At 65.0% G+C, this 22,150-nt stretch carries 22 protein-coding genes; 20 read left to right on the forward strand and 2 right to left on the reverse strand.

The genetic code is table 11. The features are described from left to right. Nucleotides 1–56: 56 nt before the first annotated feature. From A5785_RS02140 to A5785_RS02175, 8 genes are all read left to right on the forward strand, one after another. Nucleotides 57–314: a F0F1 ATP synthase subunit C gene (locus A5785_RS02140; RefSeq protein WP_005179417.1), complete on the forward strand. Its 258-nt coding sequence runs from the start codon at nucleotides 57–59 to the stop codon at nucleotides 312–314. A 49-nt stretch (nucleotides 315–363) separates the two neighbouring features. Then, nucleotides 364–867, forward strand: coding sequence for a F0F1 ATP synthase subunit B (locus A5785_RS02145; RefSeq protein ID WP_064862744.1), 504 nt, complete (start codon nucleotides 364–366; stop codon nucleotides 865–867). A 2-nt stretch (nucleotides 868–869) separates the two neighbouring features. Next, entirely contained in the window at nucleotides 870–2,222 is a 1,353-nt protein-coding gene (locus A5785_RS02150; protein WP_064864363.1) for a F0F1 ATP synthase subunit B/delta, read from the forward strand. A 78-nt stretch (nucleotides 2,223–2,300) separates the two neighbouring features. After that, entirely contained in the window at nucleotides 2,301–3,929 is a 1,629-nt protein-coding gene (gene atpA / locus A5785_RS02155; RefSeq protein WP_005179408.1) for a F0F1 ATP synthase subunit alpha, read from the forward strand. A 62-nt stretch (nucleotides 3,930–3,991) separates the two neighbouring features. Beyond that, a complete protein-coding gene (locus A5785_RS02160; RefSeq protein ID WP_005179406.1) occupies nucleotides 3,992–4,930 on the forward strand; it encodes a F0F1 ATP synthase subunit gamma in 939 nt (312 codons plus the stop codon). A 47-nt stretch (nucleotides 4,931–4,977) separates the two neighbouring features. Next, nucleotides 4,978–6,426 (forward strand): F0F1 ATP synthase subunit beta, encoded by a 1,449-nt coding sequence (gene atpD / locus A5785_RS02165; RefSeq protein ID WP_064864365.1) that lies wholly within the window; start codon nucleotides 4,978–4,980, stop codon nucleotides 6,424–6,426. Nucleotides 6,427–6,435: 9 nt separating this feature from the next. Further along, nucleotides 6,436–6,813 carry a F0F1 ATP synthase subunit epsilon gene (locus A5785_RS02170; protein ID WP_064864367.1) on the forward strand — a complete coding sequence of 126 codons (378 nt, stop codon included), beginning with the start codon at nucleotides 6,436–6,438 and terminating at the stop codon, nucleotides 6,811–6,813. A 235-nt stretch (nucleotides 6,814–7,048) separates the two neighbouring features. Beyond that, nucleotides 7,049–7,492: a DUF2550 domain-containing protein gene (locus A5785_RS02175; protein WP_064862742.1), complete on the forward strand. Its 444-nt coding sequence runs from the start codon at nucleotides 7,049–7,051 to the stop codon at nucleotides 7,490–7,492. 36 nt (nucleotides 7,493–7,528) lie between these two features. On the opposite strand, the gene A5785_RS02180 is transcribed toward A5785_RS02175, so the two are convergent. After that, a complete protein-coding gene (locus A5785_RS02180; RefSeq protein WP_064862741.1) occupies nucleotides 7,529–8,125 on the reverse strand; it encodes a cob(I)yrinic acid a,c-diamide adenosyltransferase in 597 nt (198 codons plus the stop codon). A gap of 70 nt (nucleotides 8,126–8,195) precedes the next feature. Here A5785_RS02180 and murA point away from each other — a divergent pair, with 70 nt between their 5' ends. From murA to A5785_RS02240, 12 genes are all read left to right on the forward strand, one after another. Further along, on the forward strand, nucleotides 8,196–9,452 hold the full coding sequence (murA, locus tag A5785_RS02185) for a UDP-N-acetylglucosamine 1-carboxyvinyltransferase (RefSeq protein ID WP_039855512.1): 1,257 nt from the start codon (nucleotides 8,196–8,198) through the stop codon (nucleotides 9,450–9,452). Nucleotides 9,453–9,456: 4 nt separating this feature from the next. Beyond that, nucleotides 9,457–9,765: an ArsR/SmtB family transcription factor gene (locus A5785_RS02190; RefSeq protein ID WP_005205714.1), complete on the forward strand. Its 309-nt coding sequence runs from the start codon at nucleotides 9,457–9,459 to the stop codon at nucleotides 9,763–9,765. A 202-nt stretch (nucleotides 9,766–9,967) separates the two neighbouring features. Further along, a complete protein-coding gene (locus A5785_RS02195; protein ID WP_005205712.1) occupies nucleotides 9,968–10,678 on the forward strand; it encodes an energy-coupling factor ABC transporter permease in 711 nt (236 codons plus the stop codon). Then, a complete protein-coding gene (locus tag A5785_RS02200; RefSeq protein WP_005205710.1) occupies nucleotides 10,675–11,070 on the forward strand; it encodes a PDGLE domain-containing protein in 396 nt (131 codons plus the stop codon). The genes A5785_RS02195 and A5785_RS02200 overlap by 4 nt, the downstream gene beginning before the upstream one ends. Before the next feature lie 2 nt (nucleotides 11,071–11,072). Further along, nucleotides 11,073–11,849, forward strand: coding sequence for a cobalt ECF transporter T component CbiQ (gene cbiQ, locus A5785_RS02205; RefSeq protein ID WP_005205708.1), 777 nt, complete (start codon nucleotides 11,073–11,075; stop codon nucleotides 11,847–11,849). After that, complete coding sequence (locus tag A5785_RS02210; protein WP_005205707.1) at nucleotides 11,846–12,604, forward strand: energy-coupling factor ABC transporter ATP-binding protein; 759 nt, start codon at nucleotides 11,846–11,848, stop codon at nucleotides 12,602–12,604. Before cbiQ ends, A5785_RS02210 begins: the two co-directional genes overlap by 4 nt. A 179-nt stretch (nucleotides 12,605–12,783) precedes the next feature. Further along, nucleotides 12,784–14,076, forward strand: a complete 1,293-nt coding sequence (gene mdo / locus A5785_RS02215; protein ID WP_064864369.1) for an NDMA-dependent methanol dehydrogenase — start codon at nucleotides 12,784–12,786, stop codon at nucleotides 14,074–14,076. 147 nt (nucleotides 14,077–14,223) lie between these two features. After that, nucleotides 14,224–15,483 (forward strand): AAA family ATPase, encoded by a 1,260-nt coding sequence (locus tag A5785_RS02220; RefSeq protein ID WP_064864370.1) that lies wholly within the window; start codon nucleotides 14,224–14,226, stop codon nucleotides 15,481–15,483. A gap of 15 nt (nucleotides 15,484–15,498) precedes the next feature. Then, entirely contained in the window at nucleotides 15,499–17,025 is a 1,527-nt protein-coding gene (locus A5785_RS02225) for a VWA domain-containing protein (protein ID WP_064864372.1), read from the forward strand. A gap of 62 nt (nucleotides 17,026–17,087) precedes the next feature. Further along, a complete protein-coding gene (locus A5785_RS02230) occupies nucleotides 17,088–18,302 on the forward strand; it encodes an iron-containing alcohol dehydrogenase (protein WP_082937970.1) in 1,215 nt (404 codons plus the stop codon). A 95-nt stretch (nucleotides 18,303–18,397) separates the two neighbouring features. After that, complete coding sequence (locus tag A5785_RS02235) at nucleotides 18,398–19,780, forward strand: MadS family sensor histidine kinase (protein WP_064864380.1); 1,383 nt, start codon at nucleotides 18,398–18,400, stop codon at nucleotides 19,778–19,780. Continuing rightward, complete coding sequence (locus A5785_RS02240; RefSeq protein WP_064864374.1) at nucleotides 19,777–20,436, forward strand: MadR family response regulator transcription factor; 660 nt, start codon at nucleotides 19,777–19,779, stop codon at nucleotides 20,434–20,436. The genes A5785_RS02235 and A5785_RS02240 overlap by 4 nt, the downstream gene beginning before the upstream one ends. 67 nt (nucleotides 20,437–20,503) lie before the next feature. On the opposite strand, the gene mftM is transcribed toward A5785_RS02240, so the two are convergent. Next, complete coding sequence (gene mftM / locus A5785_RS02245; protein WP_064864376.1) at nucleotides 20,504–21,394, reverse strand: mycofactocin oligosaccharide methyltransferase MftM; 891 nt, start codon at nucleotides 21,392–21,394, stop codon at nucleotides 20,504–20,506. Nucleotides 21,395–22,150 lie beyond the last annotated feature (756 nt).

Here is a 22,150-nt window from a genome sequence, read left to right on the forward strand (position 1 = left end):
TCGGACCTTAGACCTGGCAATCCGATTGCCAGTATCACCCGAAAGGAAAGTTCTCAATGGATCCGAATCTGATTGGTCTGGGCGCGTTGATCGGTGGCGGCCTCATCATGGGTGGCGGCGCAATCGGTGCCGGCGTCGGTGACGGTATCGCCGGTTCCGCCTTGATCTCCGGCATCGCACGTCAGCCGGAGGCACAGGGCCGTCTGTTCACTCCGTTCTTCATCACCGTCGGTCTGGTCGAGGCCGCGTACTTCATCAACCTCGCGTTCATGGCGCTGTTCGTGTTCGCCACCCCGATTTCCGGCCAGTCCTGATCTTCCCGGTTTTAGTCGGGTTCCTCGAACAACAAGGGACATCTGAACCATGAATCTCGCCGCAGAGAACTTCTTGATCCCCAATGGCACGTTCTTCGCGTGTCTGCTGATCTTCGTCGTCGTGCTGATCGTGATCCGCGCGTGGATCGTGCAACCGATTGTCAAGGTGCTCGACGAACGGCAGGCACGGGTCGCGAAGACTGCTGAGGACAACAATGCCGCTGCGGCGAGCTACGAGGACGCCGACCGGGAGTATCAGGCCCGAATGAAGGAAGCCCGCGCCGACGCGACCCGAATCCGGGACGAAGCGCGGGCCAAGGGGAACGAGGAGTTGTCGGATGCGAAGCGGCGTGCGACGGATGAGGCCGACGCCGCTCTCGCGAAGATCTCCGCAGACCTCAAGGTTGAGGCCGACAACGCCGTGACCGAGGCCAAGCGCGACGTCGACTCACTGTCGCGGACGCTTGCTGACCGTGTTCTCGGCACACAGGGTGCCGGCGTGCAAAGTTCAGGGGCGACGACCGCCTCGCCAGAGACTGAGACGGTGAAGTAGCAGTGGACGTATTTATCGGACAGCTTGTCGGCTTTCTGCTCATCATTGCGCTGTTGTGGAAGTTCGTCGTGCCGTTCTTGCGGAAGACCGTGAAGAGCGCACAGGACGTCGTCGACCAGCAGGTGGCCGAGAGCGATGCGGCCAAGGCGCGCCTCGAAGACGCCAAGGTCGCATACGAGCGCTCGATCGAGCAGGCCAAGGTCGAGGCCAAACAACTACACGAGGGTGCGATCGAGGATGCCAAGGGCATCGCCGACGACCTGCACAAGCAGGCCGACGTCGAGGTCAAGCGCATCTCCGAGCACGGCAAGGCGCAGGGCGAACTCATTCGCACGTCGATGGTCCGCCAGTTGCGTAGCGAGCTCGGACTCACCGCGGTCGATGGCGCAGGCAATATCGTGCGCGATCACCTCGCCGACCCGGCCAACCAGTCGGAGACCGTCGATCGGGTCATCGACGAGCTCGCGGCCATGTCGCGGGGCGGACAGCCCTCGACCGGGGTGCCGAGTTCGAGTGAACTGATCGGGTTGCACTCGATGCACGCCGCCAGCCGTGACGCGGCACGTGCGGTCGCGCGCGAGTTCAGCTCCAACACCGAGGGTAAGTCTCCGCAGGAGTTGCTCGCGGCCAGCGAGGATCTCACGCAGATCATCGACTTCCTCCAGCACAACCCGGTGCTGCGGAAGAAGTTCACCGAGGACGAGGATTTCCCGGCCCTCAAGAAGCAGTTGGTGCACAGTCTGTTCGACGGCAAGGCATCGCCGATCGCGGTCGAGGTCGTTGCGTCCGCCGTTGCTCAGCACTGGTCGCAGCCCAACGACATCCTGGTCGCGCTGCGCAGACAGAACGCGCTGGTGGTACTCACTGCGGCTGAGCGTGACGGTCAGATCGAACAGGTCGAGGACGAACTGTTCCGGGTGAGCCGTCTACTCGAGGCGAATCCCACGCTCGCCTCATTGCTGACCGACTTCACCAAGCCCGCGGAGAAGCGCAACGGCCTGCTCACCGGGCTGCTGGGGAGCCAGATCGGCAATTACACCGCGCACCTGCTCACCCAGACGATCAGCCTCCTCAACGGGCAGCCCGCGGAGTCCGCTGTCGACCAGCTCGCGCAATTGGCCGCGGCCATGCGTGGCGAAACAGTCGCCCATGTGGTGTCTGCAGCCGAATTGAGCGATGCTCAGAAGCAACGTCTCGGTGACGTGCTCGCCGAGATCTACCACCGCAAGATCTCGGTGCAGACCGAGATCGACCCGTCGATCATCGGCGGACTGCGTATCGGTGTCGGAGACGAGGTCATCGAGGCCGACATCGCGACACGCCTGGCAAAAGCAGCGGAGACACTGCCGAGGTAGCCGCGTCTCGCAGTCGCGAACGACACCTCACCACCACGACTCACTCACACCGACCGACATCAAGAAAGACGAGAACCCATGGCGGAGTTGACGATCTCAGCAGACGAGATTAAGGGAGCGATCGAGCAGTACGTCTCGTCGTTCGAAGCCGAAGCCTCGCGCGACGAGGTCGGCACGATCACCGACACGGCTGACGGCATCGCCCACGTCAGCGGCCTTCCGGGCGCAATGGCCAACGAGCTGTTGCAGTTCCCCGGCGGCATCCAGGGTGTGGCACTGAACCTCGACGAGGACGAGATCGGCGCGGTCATCCTCGGTGACTACGAGGATCTCGAAGAAGGCGGCCAGGTCAGCCGCACCGGCGAGGTGCTCTCGGTGCCCGTCGGCGACAAGTTCCTCGGTCGCGTTGTCGACCCGCTGGGCGCTCCGATCGATGGACTCGGCGACATCGAGGCCGAGGACAATCGTGTCCTCGAACTCCAGGCTGCCACCGTGCTCGAGCGTCAGCCGGTCGAGGAGTCGCTGGCTACCGGCATCAAGGCCATCGACGCCATGACCGCGATCGGTCGCGGACAGCGTCAGCTCATCATCGGCGACCGCAAGACCGGTAAGACCGCTGTGTGTGTCGATGCGATCCTGAACCAGAAGGACAACTGGGCAACCGGCGACCCGAGTAAGCAGGTCCGGTGCATCTACGTCGCGATCGGTCAGAAGGGCTCGACCATCGCGGGTGTGAAGACGGCACTCGAAGAGGCCGGCGCAATGGAGTACACCACCATCGTCGCCGCACCCGCTTCCGACTCGGCAGGCTTCAAGTGGCTGGCCCCGTACACCGGTTCGGCCCTCGGCCAGCACTGGATGTACCAGGGCAAGCACGTTCTCGTGGTCTTCGACGACCTCACCAAGCAGGCCGAGGCCTACCGCGCCATCTCGCTGCTGCTGCGTCGTCCGCCGGGCCGCGAGGCTTACCCCGGTGACGTCTTCTACCTGCACTCGCGTCTGCTCGAGCGCGCGGCGAAGCTCTCCGACGAGCTCGGTGGCGGCTCGATGACCGCGCTGCCGATCATCGAGACCAAGGCCAACGACGTGTCGGCGTTCATTCCGACCAACGTCATCTCGATCACCGACGGTCAGGTCTTCCTCGAGTCCGACCTGTTCAACAAGGGCGTTCGTCCTGCGATCAACGTCGGTACCTCGGTCTCGCGCGTTGGTGGTGCCGCTCAGACGAAGGGCCTCAAGAAGGTGTCCGGCTCGCTGCGTCTCGAGCTCGCGCAGTTCCGCGAACTCGAAGCCTTCGCTGCCTTCGCCTCCGACCTCGACGCAGCGTCGAAGGCGCAGCTCGAGCGCGGTGCCCGGTGGGTCGAGATGCTCAAGCAGGATCAGTACAGCCCCTACTCGGTCGAGGACGAGATCGTTTCGATCTACCTCTGTGGTGAGGGCCACTACGACTCGGTCCCGGTCGACGATGTCCGGAACTTCGAGACCCAGCTGCTGAGCCACCTGCATCACAACGCGACCGGCGTCTACGACTCGATCGCGGGCGGCCAGGTGCTCACCGACGACCAGGCAGAGGCACTCGTCGCCGAGACCAACAAGTTCAAGAACAGCTACCTCACCCACGACGGCAAGCGCGTCGTCAACGAGGCAGAGGCAGCCGCGATGGACGCCGACGACGTCGAGCAAGAACAGATCAAGATCCGGAAGTGATCGCGTGTCCGTCCGTGCCCGCATCGGGCGTATCCGTGCCAAGGAAGAAGGGGTGAGGGCTCATGGCCAGCATTCGTGAGCTGCGCTCACGCATCCGGTCGGTCCAATCGACGAAGAAGATCACCAAGGCGCAGGAGCTGATCGCGACGTCGCGTATCACCAAGGCTCAGGCCCGGGTGGCGGCAGCGAAGCCCTACTCGGAAGAGATGACCAAGGTGCTCTCCGAACTGGCCAGCAGCGCCGGGTCGCTCGACCATCCGCTGCTCAAGGAGCGCGAGAATCCCAAACGCGCCGCGATTCTGGTGATCACCAGCGACCGCGGCATGGCCGGCGGTTACAACGCGAACGTGCTGCGGTCATCGCGCGAGCTCATCTCGCTCATCCGTGAGGAGGGCAAGGAGCCGGTCCTCTTCGTGATGGGCACCAAGGGCGTGAACTACTTCACCTTCCGCGGTATGGATGTCGCGACGTCGTGGACCGGATTCTCGCAGTCGCCGGAGTACGCGGACGCGGCGCAGGCGAGCAACTTCCTTGTCGACCTCTTCGTGGCGGGGTCGGGGGAGAGCATCGATCTGCCGGACGGCGAGGGAACCATCGAGGGCGTCGACGAATTGCACATCGTCTACACCCGGTTCGTCACGATGCTCACCCAGACGCCCGAGGTCCGTCGCATGGCGCCACTGGTGGTGACCGAGAACGACAACCCGGATCACGGGGAGGTCGAGGTCGACGACGAGTCGCGCAACTACAGCTTCGAGCCGAGCGCAGAGACCCTCCTCGAGGCACTGTTGCCGAAGTATGTCGCCACGCGCGTCTACGCGGCGCTACTGGACTCGGCCGCATCCGAGTCGGCCGCACGTCGCACGGCGATGAAGGCAGCGACAGACAACGCCGAGGAACTGTCCAAGACGTTGTCGCGTGAGGCCAACCAGCTCCGCCAGGCCCAGATCACCCAGGAAATCAGCGAGATCGTCGGCGGATCGAGCGCCCTCGCCAACTGACGCCGATCCCACCCAAACTTCGATCAAAAGGAAGTGACCCAAGCATCATGACCGCAACTGTAGAGACACCCTCGTCGCAGTCGGCGGGGACCACCGAGGGCCGCGTTGTCCGCATCATCGGCCCCGTCGTCGACGTCGAGTTCCCCCGCGGCTCGATCCCAGGCCTGTTCAACGCCCTGCACACCGAGGTGACACTCGAGGCCGTCGCCAAGACGCTGACCCTCGAGGTCGCACAGCACCTCGGCGACAACCTGGTCCGCACCATCTCGATGCAGCCCACCGACGGCCTCGTCCGCGGTGCGATCGTGACCGACTCGGGCTACCCGATCCGTGTCCCGGTCGGTGACCAGGTCAAGGGCCACGTGTTCAACGCCCTCGGCGACTGCCTCGACAGCCCGGGCCTCGGTCGCGATGGCGAGCAGTGGGGTATCCACCGCAAGCCGCCGGCCTTCGACGAGCTCGAGGGCAAGACCGAGATCCTCGAGACCGGCATCAAGGTCATCGACCTGCTGACCCCGTACGTCAAGGGCGGCAAGATCGGCCTGTTCGGCGGCGCCGGCGTGGGCAAGACCGTGCTCATCCAGGAGATGATCACCCGTATCGCCCGTGAGTTCTCCGGTACCTCGGTGTTCGCGGGCGTGGGTGAGCGGACCCGTGAGGGAACCGACCTCATCATGGAAATGGAAGAGATGGGTGTCCTCCAGGACACGGCCCTCGTCTTCGGTCAGATGGATGAGCCGCCGGGCACGCGTATGCGCGTCGCTCTCTCGGCCCTCACCATGGCCGAGTACTTCCGCGACGTGAAGCACCAGGACGTGCTTCTGTTCATCGACAACATCTTCCGATTCACCCAGGCGGGCTCCGAGGTCTCGACGCTGCTCGGTCGTATGCCGTCTGCCGTGGGATACCAGCCGACGCTGGCCGACGAGATGGGTGAGCTGCAGGAGCGCATCACCTCGACCAAGGGTCGCTCGATCACCTCGCTGCAGGCGATCTACGTGCCAGCGGACGACTACACCGACCCCGCGCCTGCCACGACGTTCGCGCACCTCGATGCAACGACCGAGCTCTCGCGCCCGATCTCGCAGCTCGGTATCTACCCGGCTGTGGACCCGCTGACCTCGACCTCGCGCATCCTCGAGGCCTCGATCGTCGGTGACGAGCACTTCCGCGTCGCCAACGAGGTCAAGAGCATCCTGCAGAAGTACAAGGAGCTCCAGGACATCATCGCGATCCTCGGTATGGACGAGCTGTCCGAAGAGGACAAGGTGACCGTCCAGCGTGCCCGTCGTATCCAGAAGTTCCTCGGTCAGAACTTCCTCGTCGCCGAGAAGTTCACCGGCCAGCCCGGATCGGTCGTGCCGCTCGCCGACACCATCGAGGCATTCGATCGCATCTGCAAGGGTGAGTTCGACGCCTACCCGGAGCAGGCGTTCAACAGCTGCGGTGGCCTCGACGACGTGGAGGCAGCCGCCGCCAAGCTCGCCGGAAAGTAGCGGTACGCCATGGCTGAGAAGTCCTTCCACGTCGAGGTCGTATCCGCCGACGCCGAGCTGTACTCGGGTGAGGCCACATTCGTCATCGCGCAGACCACGGTCGGCGAGATGGGTGTGCTGGCCAATCACGAACCGCTACTCGGACAACTCGTCCCCGGCGGGTTCGTGGTGATCGTCGAGGAGAGCGGCACCCGCAAGGCGGCCGCCGTCGAAGGCGGATTCATCTCGGTGACGGGCGAGTCGGTGACGATTCTCGCCGAGGCCGCAGAATGGGCCGACGGCGTCGACGTCAACGCCGAGAAGTCCGCGCTCGAGTCCGCGGAGCCCGGTACGCCGGAGTACAACCGCGCTCATGCACGGTTGCGCGCCGCGGAGCAGATCGCCTGATCGAGAACGAGCTGATGCGTGCGGTGGAGTCCTGATCTGGACGAAAACTGTTGCCTCACTACTGAATACGAGTCATCACGATGACTCGCTAGTCGTCTGCCAGCCACCCGCGCGTCGCGGGTGGCTGGCTGCGTCATACGGTCTACTGGCATGCTGGGGGAGTCATCACCGAAACAGCCCGTCGACAGCCCGCCGACATCTCGGTGATGCAACCCGCGCGAGGGAGGTTTGCCGCGTGACCGTTGTGGTCGTCCTGCTGATTCTGCTTTTGGTGGCGCTGGTTGTCTGCGGCCTGCTTGCATACCGACTACAACAATTGCGCAGCGCGGGAACCCCCGCGCTGTTGCGCGATCTGCCTGCCGAGCTCGACGAGGGCTGGCGGCACGGCAGCGTCCACTATGGGGACGAATCGCTGCGGTACTTCCGGCTCAGCTCGCTGCGGCCCGGTCCGTCACGCCGCTTCCCTCGCCACAGCATCGAGATCGTTGGTCGGCGGTGTGCCGCAGGCAGCGAGGGCGTCATTCTCGACGGGATGACCATTCTGCACGTGCGTGAGTACCACGACGACGACGAGCCCAGCGAGTACGAACTCGCGCTGACCCCCGACGGGGTCACGGCCTTCCAGGCGTGGCTGGAGGCGGGGGCTCCGCAGCGGTCACAGCGGCGTCGAAGCGCCTGACCCGTAACTCTGAGCCGTAATGCCCGAGCGCGGCACTCAGGGGCGGTGACGATCCCCGCCGGGAATCCAGGTCACGTCGCCCTCTCCGCCCGATCCGCGGTTGGCGACTCGGGACAGGATGAACAGCAGATCCGACAACCGATTCAGGTACCGGGCGGGCAGGACGGACGTGTGCTCGGGGTCGGCGTCGACCGCAGCCCACGCCGAACGTTCGGCTCGACGAGTGACTGCGCGCGCCTGGTGTAGAAGCGCGGCGAACGGGGTGCCACCGGGCAGGACGAACGAATTCAGGGCGGGTAGGTCGGCGCCGAAGTCGTCACACCACGATTCGAGGGCATCGATATAGCTCTGTTCGATGCGTAGCGGCGGATATTTGGGGTCCTCGACGACCGGTGTCGAGAGGTCGGCCCCGGCGTCGAAGAGGTCGTTCTGGACCGTCGTGAGCACGCCGGCGATCGCTTCTGGGATCTGCCCACCCAGTGCGAGGGCCGCGCCGATAACGGTGTTGGCCTCGTCGCAGTCGGCGTAGGCGACAACGCGCGCATCGGTCTTGGGTACGCGCGAGAAGTCGCTGAGCCCGGTGGTGCCGTCGTCGCCGGTGCGGGTGTAGATACGAGTCAAGTGCACGGCCATGAATCCAAATGTAACCGCAGGTCCAGTGCTGTGCGTCGAGCACTGGCGTGAGGCGGATAAGGTATCTGACGTGAGTGATCGGTTTCTGGTGTCCGGGGGAGCACGCCTGCATGGCGAGGTGTCGGTCGGTGGGGCCAAGAACAGTGTCCTCAAGCTGATGGCTGCGTCGTTGCTCGCCGAGGGCACGACCACGTTGACCAATTCGCCCGAGATCGCCGACGTCCCGCTCATGGCCGACGTTCTGCGCGGTCTTGGTGCTGTCGTTGAGATCGACGGTGAGACGGTCACGATCGAAGCGCCCGCAGAACCCAAGTACCACGCAGACTTCGACGCGGTGAAGCAGTTCCGTGCGTCGGTGTGCGTGCTGGGACCGTTGATGGCTCGGTGTCGACGCGCCGTCGTCGCTCTCCCCGGTGGCGATGCGATCGGTTCCCGACCACTCGACATGCATCAGGCGGGGTTGCGCGCGCTGGGCGCGCACAGCTCGATTGAACACGGCTGTGTGGTCGCCGAGGCCGACGCGCTCGTCGGCGCCCCGATCGCACTCGAATTCCCTTCGGTCGGCGCCACGGAGAACATCCTGATGGCCGCGGTGCTCGCCGAGGGTGAGACGGTCATCGACAATGCTGCCCGTGAGCCCGAGATCGTCGATCTGTGCGTGATGCTGCAACAGATGGGTGCGCGGATCGAGGGCGCGGGGACGTCGACGTTGACGGTCACCGGCGTCGAGCGGCTGCATCCCACCACCCACCGGGTGGTCGGCGACAGGATCGTCGGCGCGACGTGGGGTATCGCCGCGGTGATGACCCGCGGCGACGTCACGGTCAACGGCGTCAATCCCCACCACCTGCAGCTGGTGTTGAACAAGCTCGTCGACACCGGGGCCCGCGTCGAGACGCATCCGAATGGGTTCCGTGTCAGCCATGACCGGAGGCCAACCGCCGTCAACGTCTCGACGCTGCCGTTCCCCGGCTTCCCGACGGACCTGCAGCCGATGGCGATCGGCTGGGCGTCGATCGCCGAGGGGATGTCGGTGATCACCGAGAACGTCTTCGAGGCGCGATTCCGCTTCGTCGAGGAGATGGTTCGCCTCGGTGCGGATGCACGTACGGACGGCCATCACGCGGTCATTCGTGGCATCGAGAGGCTCTCCAGCGCGCCCGTGTGGTGTTCGGATATTCGCGCGGGTGCAGGTCTCGTCCTCGCCGGCCTGGTCGCAGACGGGGTGACCGAGGTGCACGACGTCGAGCACATCGACCGGGGGTATCCGCACTTCGTCGAGAATCTGCGGAGCCTCGGCGGCGAGATCGAACGCGTCACCGGGTAAGTACATGGCCGACACTGAGCACGCTCGCGGCGTCGACATCGCGGAGTGGTCCACCAGGTTCGACCTGTTGTCGGACCCGCACCGACTGGAGATCCTGCTGCTGCTGCACCGGCATCCGGGCATCATCGTCGGCGACATCGCCACCGAGGTCGGGCGCACCGAGACGGCGGTCTCGCAGGCGCTGCGCGTGCTGCGCCATCAGGGCTGGGTCACGTCGACACGCGTCGGACGATCGGTGAGCTATCGGCTCGACGACGAGACGGTCCACGATCTTCTGCACTGGATCGGTGCTGGCCACAACCCGCCCTCCTAGGCAACAGGCAGGTCGGTCGTCGAGGAGCGTCGTGTGGCCAGTGTCACACCTGGCCGTTCGGATAGTCTGCCCGCTTCAACATCTGAATAAGTGGACAGATGTCGGTGCCGGACCTAACGTCTGACGCATCGTGTTCGTTCGGACTGCACGCCAACGGGTCTGACGGCACACTCGTGTTCACCCGTTGAAGGGACACCGCTCAATGTCCACCACCGTCGTCGCCATGCACATGAGCGACGGAATCATCAATGCGCAGACGTCGATTCTGTTTGGTGTCGTCGCCGCCGCGGGACTCGCATTCTGTGCGTGGCGCGCACGGACCGATCTGGACGAGAAGGCCGTACCGATGGCCGGACTCGTCGCCGCGTTCATCTTCGCCGTCCAGATGATCAATTTCCCTATCCTGCCCGGCGTCAGCGGGCACCTGCTGGGTGGCACGCTCGCTGCCATTCTGGTCGGGCCGTACACCGGTGCACTGTGCATCGCGATCGTCCTCGTGGTGCAGTGTCTGCTGTTCGCCGACGGCGGCGTCACCGCGCTCGGAGCCAACATCACCAACATGGCCCTGATCTCGACGTTCGTCGGGTACGGCGTCGCAGTCGGGTTGTCGCGACTCCTGCGTTTCCGACGCCACGGGGTGTCGCGGCTCGGCGCGATCGCGTTCATTGCGGCGTTGTGTGGAACCGTCTCCGCTGCAACAGGATTCGTCATCGAGTACGCGATCGGCGGTGCCGCGATGACGTCCCTGACGACTGTCGCGGGCTACATGTGGGGCACCCATATCCTGATCGGAATCGGTGAGGGGCTGATCACCGCGGTGACTGTCGTCGCCGTCGCCAAAGCGCGTCCCGACCTCGTCTACCTGCTGCGGCGCGAACGCGATGCCTCCGAGCGAATCGAGGTGGCGGCATGAGTATCGCCGCGTCAGAGTCGCGCCCGCCACGAGTGCGGCGTCGACACTTCCTCATCCTGTTCGCCGTGGTTGCGCTGCTGATCGCGGGACTGCTGTCCTACTTTGCGAGCAGCTCGCCAGACGGTCTCGATTCGGCCACTCTGCAGGGTTGTCAGACCGTCACGGTCAACGGCGTCGAGGAGCTGAAGGGGACCTGCATCGCACAGCACGCCACCGATCACGCGATGTCGACGTCGCCGCTCGCCGAATATGCGGTGAAGGGTGCTCAGTACACCAACGGCATCGCCGGGATCATCGGGGTGCTCGTCACTCTCGCGGTGGCGGTCGGCGCGTTCTGGCTGATCGCCCGCGCCCGTCGAACGAGCGTCGCGCCAGCGCAGGCAAACGACTGACGATGGGCGCCGGGCACGCACATCCGCTCTACCGCGACGTCACCTCGCGTGTGCACCGCGCGCCGACCGAAGTCAAACTGGTCTGCCTCGTGGTGTTCGTGTTCGCCGTGGTCGCGACGCCGCGCGAAATGTTCTGGCCCTATCTGGGCTTCGCGGCCATCGTGCTCGTCGTGTGGCAGCTCGCCCGCGTTCCGATCCGGTGGATCCTTCCACGGATGCTGATCGAGGTTCCGTTTGTCGTCCTCGCCGTGCTTCTGCCGTTCGCCGAAGGTGGGCGTCGCGTCGATGTCGTCGGCGTATCCCTTTCCGTGGCAGGGCTTTACGCGGCTTGGGGAATCGTCGTCAAGGGCACGCTCGGTGTCGCGGCGTCGTTGACCTTCGCTGCGACGACCCCTGCTCGCGAGCTGCCCGTCGCGCTGAGCAGGCTCGGGGTTCCGCGCACGATCACGCCGATCTTCGTCATGATGCTGCGGTACGTGGATCTGCTGTCCGCGGAGGTCAAGCGCATGCAGATCGCGCGCACCGCCCGAGGTGATTCTCCGCGCGCACTGCATCAGGCCAAGGCTGTTGCCGTGAGCATCGGATCGGTATTTCTGCGCTCCTACGAACGTGGCGAGCGAGTACACCTCGCGATGATGTCGAGGGGGTTCACCGGAGCGATCCCCGACATGCCCGGCGTGGCGACGTCGCCGCGCGCGACGTCTGCGCAGTGGACGCTGGTGTTGCTTCCCGCGGTAGCAGCCGTCGTGGTGGCGGCCACAGCGTGGAGTCTGGCATGAACGCGATCGACATCCGCGCCCTCCGATTCGCTTATCCCGATGGACATCTCGCGCTCGACGGCATCGACCTGTCGGTCGCCGAGGGCGAGCGGGTGGCAGTTCTCGGCCCCAACGGAGCGGGAAAGACCACCCTGATGCTTGCGCTCAACGGCGTGCTCCTGCCGACGTCGGGTTCGGTGTCGATCTATGGCTCACCGGTGGGGAAGTCGACGCTGCGCGAGGTGCGACGGCGCGTCGGTCTGGTGTTCCAGGACCCCGACGATCAACTGTTCATGCCGACGCTCGCCGAGGACGTCGCCTTCGGTCCCGCGAACTTCGGCGTCGAAGGACCCGAACTCGCGCGGCGGGTCGCCGAGGCGCTCGAGGCGGTGTCGATGACGCGGCACGCGGACGCCAGTCCCCACCACCTGTCGGGCGGACAGCGTCGACGAGGCGCCCTCGCGACCGTATTGGCTTGTCGCCCAGACATCTTGGTGCTCGACGAGCCCTCGGCGAACCTCGACCCGGTGGCACGGCGTGAACTCGCGGACACCCTGCTCACGCTCGACACGACGATGCTCGTCGTCACCCACGACCTGCCGTATGCGGCACAGTTGTGCGACCGAGCGGTGATCGTCGACGACGGGCGCGTCGTCGCCGACGATTCCGTCGACGCGATCCTTGCCGACACCACACTGTTGGCCGCGCATCGGCTCGAACTGCCGTGGGGTTTCGACGCGGAGACGTTGCGGCGCGCGAGGGCCGGTCAACGCTGAGGTGGGTACCTGTCCGGAAGGTCAGGTGCCGACCCGGCCGGGGGTCAGTACTGGCGGCAGTATCGGACGGTTCGGTCGCAAAGCACTTCTGAGGCCGGGTGTGACGCGCGTAACGTCTCGATCGCTCACCCACTCCCGACGCCACGTGTGTCGGCAGCATCGAGAAGGTCAGGTCAGAAATGCAGGTAGACGAACTACTCAAGCCGTTCCCCATCAAGGAATTTCATCCGTTTCCGCGCGCCATGATGGGCCCCGGCGCGCACGAGATGATCGGGCCGGAGGCGCTCAAGCTCGGCTTCAAGAAGACGCTCATCATGACGACCGGCCTGCGTGGCAGCGACACGGTCCACAAGATCGTCGAGTCGTGCAAGTACCACGGACTCGAGGTCGTGCTCTACGACAAGGTCGAGTCCAACCCCAAGGACTACAACGTCATGGACGCGGTGTCGCTCTACAACTCCGAGCAGTGCGATTCGTTCATCTCGATCGGTGGCGGCTCCGCGCACGATGCCTGTAAGGGTGCCCGTATCTCCGTCGCCCATGATGGACGAAATGTCAACGAGTTCGAGGGTTTCAACAAGAGCGAGAATCCCAAGAATCCGCCGCACATCGCCGTATCCACGACTGCCGGAACGGGTTCGGAGACTTCGTGGGCATACGTCATCACCGACACCACGACAGATCCCGACAAGCCGCATAAGTACGTTGCGTTCGATGACGCGGCTGTCACGACACTAGCCATCGACGATCCGGTCCTCTACTACGATTGCCCGGTCGCCTTCACCGCACAGTGTGGTTTCGACGTGCTCGCACACGCTTCCGAGCCGTACGTCTCGCGGCTCAACTTCCCGCCGTCGATGGGCAACGCCCTCTACGCGGTGAAGATGACGGCCGAGAACCTGCGCGAGGCCACGTGGAACGGTGTTGACCTCAAGGGTCGCGAGGGAATGATGTACGCGCAGTACATCGCTGCACAGGCGTTCAATTCCGGCGGCCTCGGCATCATCCACTCGATCAGTCACGCGGTGTCGGCCTTCTTCGACACCCACCACGGTCTGAACAACGCCATCGCCCTGCCCCGCGTCTGGGCGTTCAACATGCCGGCGATGTACGAGCGCTACGCCGACATGGCTGAGGCGATGGGTGTCGATACCCACGGCATGACCAAGGTGCAGGCTGCCGATGCCGCTCTCGGCGCCGCGATTCGCCTGCTCCGTGACGTGGGCATCGTCGAGCGTTTCGCCGACGTCAAGCAGGACTCGTACCCGAAGAACCGACTCGGCCAGGGCCCGACGAAGTTCTACGAAGGTCGTCCCGACATCACCACCGACGCCGCGACCATCGACGCACTGACCAACCACGTCCTCGGTGACGCGTGCACGCCCGGCAACCCCAAGGAGTGCACGTTCGAGACGGTCCGGCCGGTCGTCGAGCACTGCGTCAACGGCGACCTCGACGAGCTTCTGCCGTAGGTCGGGAAGAACTCCGCACGGCTCGACCGTGCGGGCACGGCCCCGGATGACGGATTCCGCTGCCCCAAAGCGGAATCCGTCATCCGGCTCCACCCCCTACGCAAGCCCGTCACCGCACCACCTCCCTTCCGAGCACAGGAGACGCCGATGTCCGTGCACTTCGCCGCAACCGACGACAGCACATCCGCCGCGGGGGCCGACCCCGCTGACCGTTCACACTTCACCGATGTCGACGACGTGGTGACCCGATTCGCCGATGCCGGCTACCTCGCCGACCAACGCCTGGCGACAACGGTTTTCCTGCAGAGCAGATTGGGCAAACCGGTGCTGCTCGAAGGGCCTGCGGGAGTGGGGAAGACGCAGCTCGCCAAGACTCTCGCGGACGTCACGGGACGAGAACTGTTGCGCCTGCAGTGTTACGAGGGCCAGGACGAGACCACAGCGCTCTACGAGTGGGACTACGGCAAGCAACTGCTCTACACGCAGGTGCTGCGGGAGAAGATCAGTCAGGTGGTCGCCGACGCCGCGTCGTTGTCGGAGGCTGTCGACCGTATCGGCGCCGAGGAGAGCGTCTTCTTCTCCGAGCGATTCCTCGCTCCCCGCCCGCTGTTGGAGGCGGTGCGATCCGAGAAGCCCGTCGTGCTGCTGATCGACGAGGTCGACCGCGCCGACGAGGCGCTCGAGGCTGTGCTGCTCGAACTCCTCGCCGAATACCAGGTGTCGGTTCCCGAGATCGGTACCTTCGTGGCCACGCACCAGCCGATGATTGTGTTGACCTCCAACAACACTCGCGATCTGTCCGCCGCTCTCAAACGACGCTGCCTGCACCTGTCGCTCGACTATCCCGACGCCGCGCGCGAACTCGACATCATCAAATCCAAGGACACCGGCCTCGCCGACGTCCTCGCGGCCAAACTCGTCGAGATCGTCCGCGGGCTCAGGGATCTCGATCTGCGCAAGGCGCCGAGTATCTCCGAGACGATCGACTGGGCGCGCACCCTCGCCGTGCTCGGCGCAGACGAGCTCAGTGCGGAGCTGCTGTCGGCCACGGCCAACGTCGTGGTGAAGTACGACAGAGACCTGACCCGGGCACTCGACGCGCTGCCACGGCTCGTCGACCCGAACGCTCAGGTGCCCGATCACCTTCACTCCCACGGACATTCGCACGGCCACTCCCACGGGCCGGGTCATTCGCATGGTCACGACGATCACGACCACGATCATGATCACGCGTCTGCCGACAGGTCCGGAAAAGCTCGCCGCGCGGCGAAGGACGAGCCCGGCCGCCACGGAGATGAGTACTACGGGTCGCCCGGGGCGAAGAGTGACGCCGGAACGCGCACCGTCAGCGCGTCGCAGGGGAGCAGGTCGTTCAACGCTCGCGGTGCGCGCAAGCGGCCGGTCTAGCGGGGGAGTGCGCTGATGGAAGGTGCCGTACACCGCTTCATCCGTCTGCTTCGCCTGCACGGCGTGCGGATCGGGGTGTCGGAGGCGATGGACGCGATGGCTGCCGTTGCCACGGCGGAGATCCTCGCCGATCGCGAGTTGCTCCGCTCTGCGCTGCAGGCCTGTCTGATCAAGGATCGTCGGGACGAGGACACGTTCGCGCGGGTCTTCGACAGGTTCTTCGCACTGCGACCTGTTGTCGAAGACGATGGCGGACAAGGTCATTCGCACACACACGACGACCTCTCCGACGAGGGCGACCTCGAGGAGTACACGCTCTCGGACGAGGTCAGCAAGACTCCCGCGCAGGGACACAGTCACGGACCGCCGTCGAACATCCGGCAGTACTTCGATCCCGAAGATCTTGCCGAGCAGTACAACCTCCACCAGGAGGCCAACAAACTCGACATGGCGTCGTTGACCGACGAGATCGTCCTGTCAGCCGATTCGGTTCCGAACTCCGAGCAGGCCGCGCGGGTCCAGCTCACCGTGTCCCGGCTGCACAATCCGGGCCGGCCGGGAGAGTTGGTGAGCGGCAACGCAACACAACTCGATGCCGAGCTGTCGGTCGCTCAGGAGATGGCCCTGCTCGACTGGCTCGACGACACCGAGGGACTCGATGGAGCGCAACCAGACCCCGAGGAACTCGCGGCCCTGCGCAGCGCGCTCGCGGGTCTGCTCGACGGCCTACCGGAGAAACTTCGCGATCACCTCGAGCAACTGATGGCCACCGACCACGAGCTCGAGGACCGCGAGATCAAGGCGAGCGTGCGTGACGCGATCGGCGAGCAGGAGCGCGCAAGCCTCGAGGAATCCGTGCGTCGACTCATCCGCAGCCTGCACGGCGCACCGCGATCGCGACGAAAGGTGGCTGCACGAGGCACGGTCGACGCCGCACGCACGATGCGCGCCAACCTTCGATTCGACGGCGTGCCGTTCCGACCGATCACCGTCGCCAAGGTCGAGGACCGACCGAGCCTGTTGATCCTCGCCGACGTCTCGCTGTCGGTGCGTACGACGACGCGGTTCACCCTGCAACTCGTCCACGGGTTGCAGAGCATGGTCGCGCACGTCCGATCGTTCGCCTTCGTGTCCGACCTTGTCGAGATCACCGATCTCTTCGCCGAGCACCCGGCCGAGGAGGCGCTGTCGCTGGTCGTGTCCGGGCTCCCGGCGGGCGGTGTGCTCGACGTCGACGCCGATTCGGACTACGGCAACGCGCTGCAGACCTTCCTCGACGAGTACGGCGGCGCCATCACCAGGAGGACGACGGTCATCGTGCTCGGCGACGGTCGCAACAACGGGAAGGATCCGAACCTCGGCGCGTTCGAGGAGATCAGTCGACGTGCGCGCGAAACCATTTGGCTGACGCCTGAGCCCGCCTACTCGTGGGGCCTAGGTTCGTGCGATCTCCCCGCATACGCGACGTACTGCGACCGCGTGAACGTCGTGCACGATCTCGCCGAGTTGGAGCAGGTCTCGGTTGCGGCTTCGGGCGCGTGAGTGATGGCATCGCGCGTAGGATTCGGGCCGGAAGACAACGCTGCGATGGGTAGGTGACAGGCGTGGGGACTGACGTCGTCGACACCCGCGCGCCCAGCACTGTTCGGGATACGCGGGCGGCGCGCGGCGGCGGCGTGCACGTCGCCAAGTTCCACACACCGGAGATCATCATCGGGCCCGGGTCGCTCGCCGAGGTACCACGCGCGGCCGCGGGCCTCGGCATGCGTCGCCTACTGATCGTCTCCGACCGCGGACTCGTGGCGACTCCGTGGTATCCCCAACTGGCACAAGCACTTCACTCCGAGCGACTGTCGGTGTCGTCGTTCACCGACGTATCGGCAAACCCGCGGGCTCCCGAGATCGTTGCGGGCTTCGCGAGGTACGAGGAGAGCGGCGCCGACGGCATCGTCGCTCTCGGCGGTGGGTCGGTGATCGACGCGGCCAAGGGGATCGCGATTCTGGCCGCCAACGGCGGACACATCCTGGAGTACGAGGGGATCGATCGTGCCCGACGGCCACTGCCACCGTTGATCGCGGCACCGACCACGGCCGGAAGTGGTTCGGACGTCTCGCAGTTCTGCATCGTCAACGACGTCGACCGCATGACCAAGGTGACCATCATCGGTCGCGGCTTGGTGCCCGACGTCTCTGTGGTCGACCCACGCACGTTTGCCTCGCTTCCCGCAGATGTGGCCGCGCAGTCGGGCATGGACGCCATCACCCACTGCCTCGAGGCGTACGCATCGCTTGCGCACAATCGGCTCAGCGATCGCGCAGCACTGAGCTCGATCGGCACCGCGTGGCGCAGCATCGAGAGGTTTGTCGACGATCCGTCGGATCCCGACAGCGGAACCGACATGGCGTACGCCGCGCTCGAGGCGGGCATGGCGTTCACCAACGCGATCCTCGGGGCCACCCACGCCATGAGCCACCCCGTCGGGGGACTGTGCGACGCCGCGCACGGTGCGATCAACGCTGTCCTCCTGCCGCATGTCATCCGCTTCAACGCGGAGATCGACCCGACGCCCTACGTCGAACTCGCCGACGCAGTGGGTGTCCGGGGTGGCTCGCCCCATGCCGTCGCCGAGCGACTCGCTGACGAGGTCGCGTCGTTGTCGCGCAGGGTCGGATTGCCCGGCGACCTCAGATCGCTCGGTGTGCGCGACGAACATGTCGCGGTGCTCACCGCGAACGCGCTGCTCGACGCCTGCATGACGACCAACCCGCGCAAACCGACCGCAGACGACGTCGCGCGTATCTATCGCGAGGCGCTGTGACCACCGGCGCCCAGCCCGAGGGGTACGGGCCTGGCGTTGAAGCATCAGGGGCTGGTGGGTCTGGAGTTGACGGGTCTGGACAGTACGGACCCGAGCTGGACTCGCTCGTCGGGCTGCATTCGGTCAAGGGCTCGCACTATGCGCAGTATCGGGGCGTCGAGCAGCGACTCACGCGCGTGGTCGGCGCGCTCGACCGCATCTCGCGCGCGCTCGTGCAAACCGCCGAAGGCCCAGAAAACCTCGTCCTCTCGGTGGTCCGTGCCGTGCGTGAACACCTTGACGCCGACTGGGTGGTCTTTGCCCTCAGCGACGGCGAACTCGAGCGCACGGGGCCACGGCACCTGATGATGAGCGGCGACGGAACCATCTATGCCTTCGAGGGCGTGCAAGCCGCGCGCACACCGAGTCACCTTCCCGACGAGGTGCTCAATCGGCTCAACGACGTCCTCCGCAATCAGATGGGTGAGCTGAGCCGACCGGTGGTCGCAGCGCATCACCTCCATGTGCCGGTGCACCTCGACGGCCGCGTCGTCGGTGGACTCTCGGCGTGGACCCCGGATCATCATGTCGTCGACTCCGCCGATCTCGTCGTGATGCGCATTCTCGCCAGACAGGCGATGGTCGCCCTCCTGAATGCCTCGCTACTCGAGGAGAGCCGACATCAGCTCGCGCGTGCCGAGGATGCCTACTCAAAGGCGCGCGAGCAGGCGACAGACCTTGCCGTCCGAAACGCGGAACTTCAACGGACACAACGAGAATTGTCCGCCGTGATGCGTCAGCGACTGGTCACAGAGGAACGCGAGCGCATCGCCCGCGAACTCCACGACTCCGTCACGCAGTCGGTGCTGTCGGCAGGCGTTCAGATCGAGGTGTGTCGGATCGAGTCCGACGCCGCGACGGCGGCGCGTCTCGAGGTTGCGGGGAAATTGACCCGCGACGCCGTCGAACAATTGCGATCGGTCATCTACGCGCTCAACCAGTCACCGTCGGTGGAGGGGCTGAGTCTCGGCGAGGTGCTCGACGAACTGTGTTCGATGCACATGCCCGCCGATCTCGACACCGACGTCCGCGTCGTCGGACGCCCGCGTGATGTCCCAGATGACGTGCAGCACGCCGTGCTGCGGATCGCGGGCGAGGCGCTGTTCAACACCGCGGTGCACGCCGGGGCACAGACTGCGCGCGTGGTCCTCACCTACGCCGACGATCACGTCGGCCTGGCTGTCGACGACGACGGCGCGGGAGATCCCGGGCATCTTCGGCGAGTGATGCGTGCGGCGATGCTCGGCGACCTCGCCGGCAGGCACCGGGGACTGGCCAACATGGCCGCGCGGGCGGATCAGTTGGGTGGCGAGGTCCGTGTACGTCGTTCGCGACTCGGTGGGATACGCATTGCAGCCACATTGCCCGACGTCGGGTCGGCGTCGACAGGTCACACGCGGAGCGGGTCAGGGTCTCGACACGAGGAGGTTGTGCGATGAATTCCACCGAGGTCAGTACCGGCTCGATTCGGACCATGCTGGTCGACGACCATGCGCTGCTACGGGCGGGCATACGCTCACTGCTTGAGCGTGAGGACACGATATCCGTTGTCGGAGAAGCTGGTTCGTTCGATCACGCGCTCGCAGAAGTCGCACGGTGCCGCCCAGACGTGGTCGTCGTCGATCTCAAGCTGACGGCGGGCACCGAGTACGAGGGGCTGCGACTCATCACCGAGATCGCGCAGCGGCACAGTGATGTGGCCAGTCTGGTGCTCACCACGTTCCTCGACGACGACCTCGTCGTGCGTGCGGTGAAGGCCGGGGCACGCGGATACGTGGTCAAGGATGTCGATACGACCGAACTCGTGCGGGCGATTCAGGCCGTCTCGGGTGGTGGCAGCGCCTTCGATCCGCGAAGCGCGGCAATCGTGCTGCGGACGGTATCGGGCGGCGGAGAGAGTCCCGAGGCATTGACCGAGCGTGAGCGTGAGGTGCTCCGGCTCCTGGCCGACGGACTGAGCAACAAGCGGATCGGCGAGACGCTGTTCATCTCGGAATCGACGGTGAAGTTCCACATTCGCAACATCATTCGCAAACTCGGGGTCACCAAACGCACCGACGCGGTCTACATCGCCAGCAAGCGGGGCCTCATCTGAGTCGCGGCCCGCTCGTGAGCTGAGGCTGCTTGTGGAGTGGTGTCGCTTGTGAATTGCGCCGTCGGGACTAATCGGCTCGAGGGGTGAGGATCAACCAGCCGCCGTGGTCGTCGAGTATCTCCGCGCCCGCATGATCGACGTGTCCTGCCCACTCGACGAGGTCGCACTCACGCAGGCAGCTGAGGTGCCCGAAGTGTGGACTCGGCTCGTCTTCGTAGGGGACGGCGACGATCACGCGCCTCCGAGCGACCCGCAGAGCTTCTGCAAGCGCTCGCTCTCTTTCGTCACGTGACAAATGTTCGAGCAGGTGAATGAGGGTGACGGTGTCGACGGAATCGTCGGCGAAGGGGAGATCGGTCGCGTTCGCAACAATCGCGTCGACAACAGTTCGACGTCGCGCGGCGGTCGCCCGCAGAAGGTTGATCGCACCAGACGAGATGTCGCACGCGCTGACCTCGAGTCCACTTTCGGCGCACTGCAGTGCGAAGAGCCCGAAGCAGCAGCCGACCTCCAACACGCCAGAACCCGAGACCAGGCTACGAGCTCGACGATGGACGGGGCTGAATGAGGCGATACCGGTGACGAGATCTCGCAGCGAGTTGTCATAGAACGACGCCCACGCGACGTCGTCGGAGGCGGCAGACGACCGAATCAGTCCGACCGCGGCCTCCTCGAACTCCCACTGACCGGCGAGCGCGCCGTCTTCGACGAGGCAGATCAGGGCCGTCACCATGACATCGTCGGAGATCAGATCGCTGGTGAACGGATGGCGGATGTCGACCGACGTGGTTCCATCCTGCGTAGTAGTCCGACGCCACCACAGCGAACCGCATCGTCGGAAGCCCTCGGCAGCGAGATCCCCGGTAGCCGGCTCGGCCCGACGCACGGTGATGGTGCTGGTCGTAGGTGTGCCCGCGCTCCTGGTGTCTGCGCTCCTGAACTCTGGGGCGATGGTCATACCTCGAACGGTAGGAGCCGGCCGCCGCACGCGTAACTGACCTGTCAGACGAGGTCACTGACCGAAAGTATGGGTTTCCGTCTCGGACGAGTGTCGATGAAGTCGCTGGTAGACGCCGCGCGCAAGGTCCACTGGGACGCCGAAAGACAGCCGGCCACCGCAGAATGATGCAGATCACATTCGTGGATTTTGGGGGTTCGGGCGAGAATTCGACGCTGCGGGGCAGGGCCTGACCACTCGTGACCTGCGGAAACGTGTGTAGGCGTGCGTGCTGACCAGGCGATTTGACCCTCGCCGACGCATTGCGTAACTTTCTTCGAGTCAGCGCGCCACGGCGCCGCCCCGGACGGCCTCCTGAGAGGGAGAGCCACGGGGAAGGGAAACCGGGTTCAGCGCAGACCAACCCCCGAGAAATCACACCGGGTGCCTTGCGCGCCCGGAGCGAGATCACGGGAACCAGATGACTCCCGAACGAGAAACAACACGGAGTTGCGGATCGCCGAGAGTGTCTGGTAGACTGGAAGAGTTGCTCCGGAGACGGGGTCAACATCCTCCAAACGGAACAAGCTTGCTGGTCAAGCCCTTTTCAGGGGTAGCGCCAGTGGGTGTGCGTTCTTTGAGAACTCGATAGTGTGTGATGAATTGTTTGATGCCATATTTTGGCATCGTGTGTCCAAGTTTTTTGGATTATGTGATGATTTATTTTTGTGACGCTCAGGTCTTTGGGTCTGGGTGTTGCTAGTTTTTGTTTCGTCG

The organism is Gordonia sp. 852002-50395_SCH5434458, from assembly GCF_001665905.1.
In the GTDB taxonomy this organism is placed as follows: domain Bacteria; phylum Actinomycetota; class Actinomycetes; order Mycobacteriales; family Mycobacteriaceae; genus Gordonia; species Gordonia jacobaea.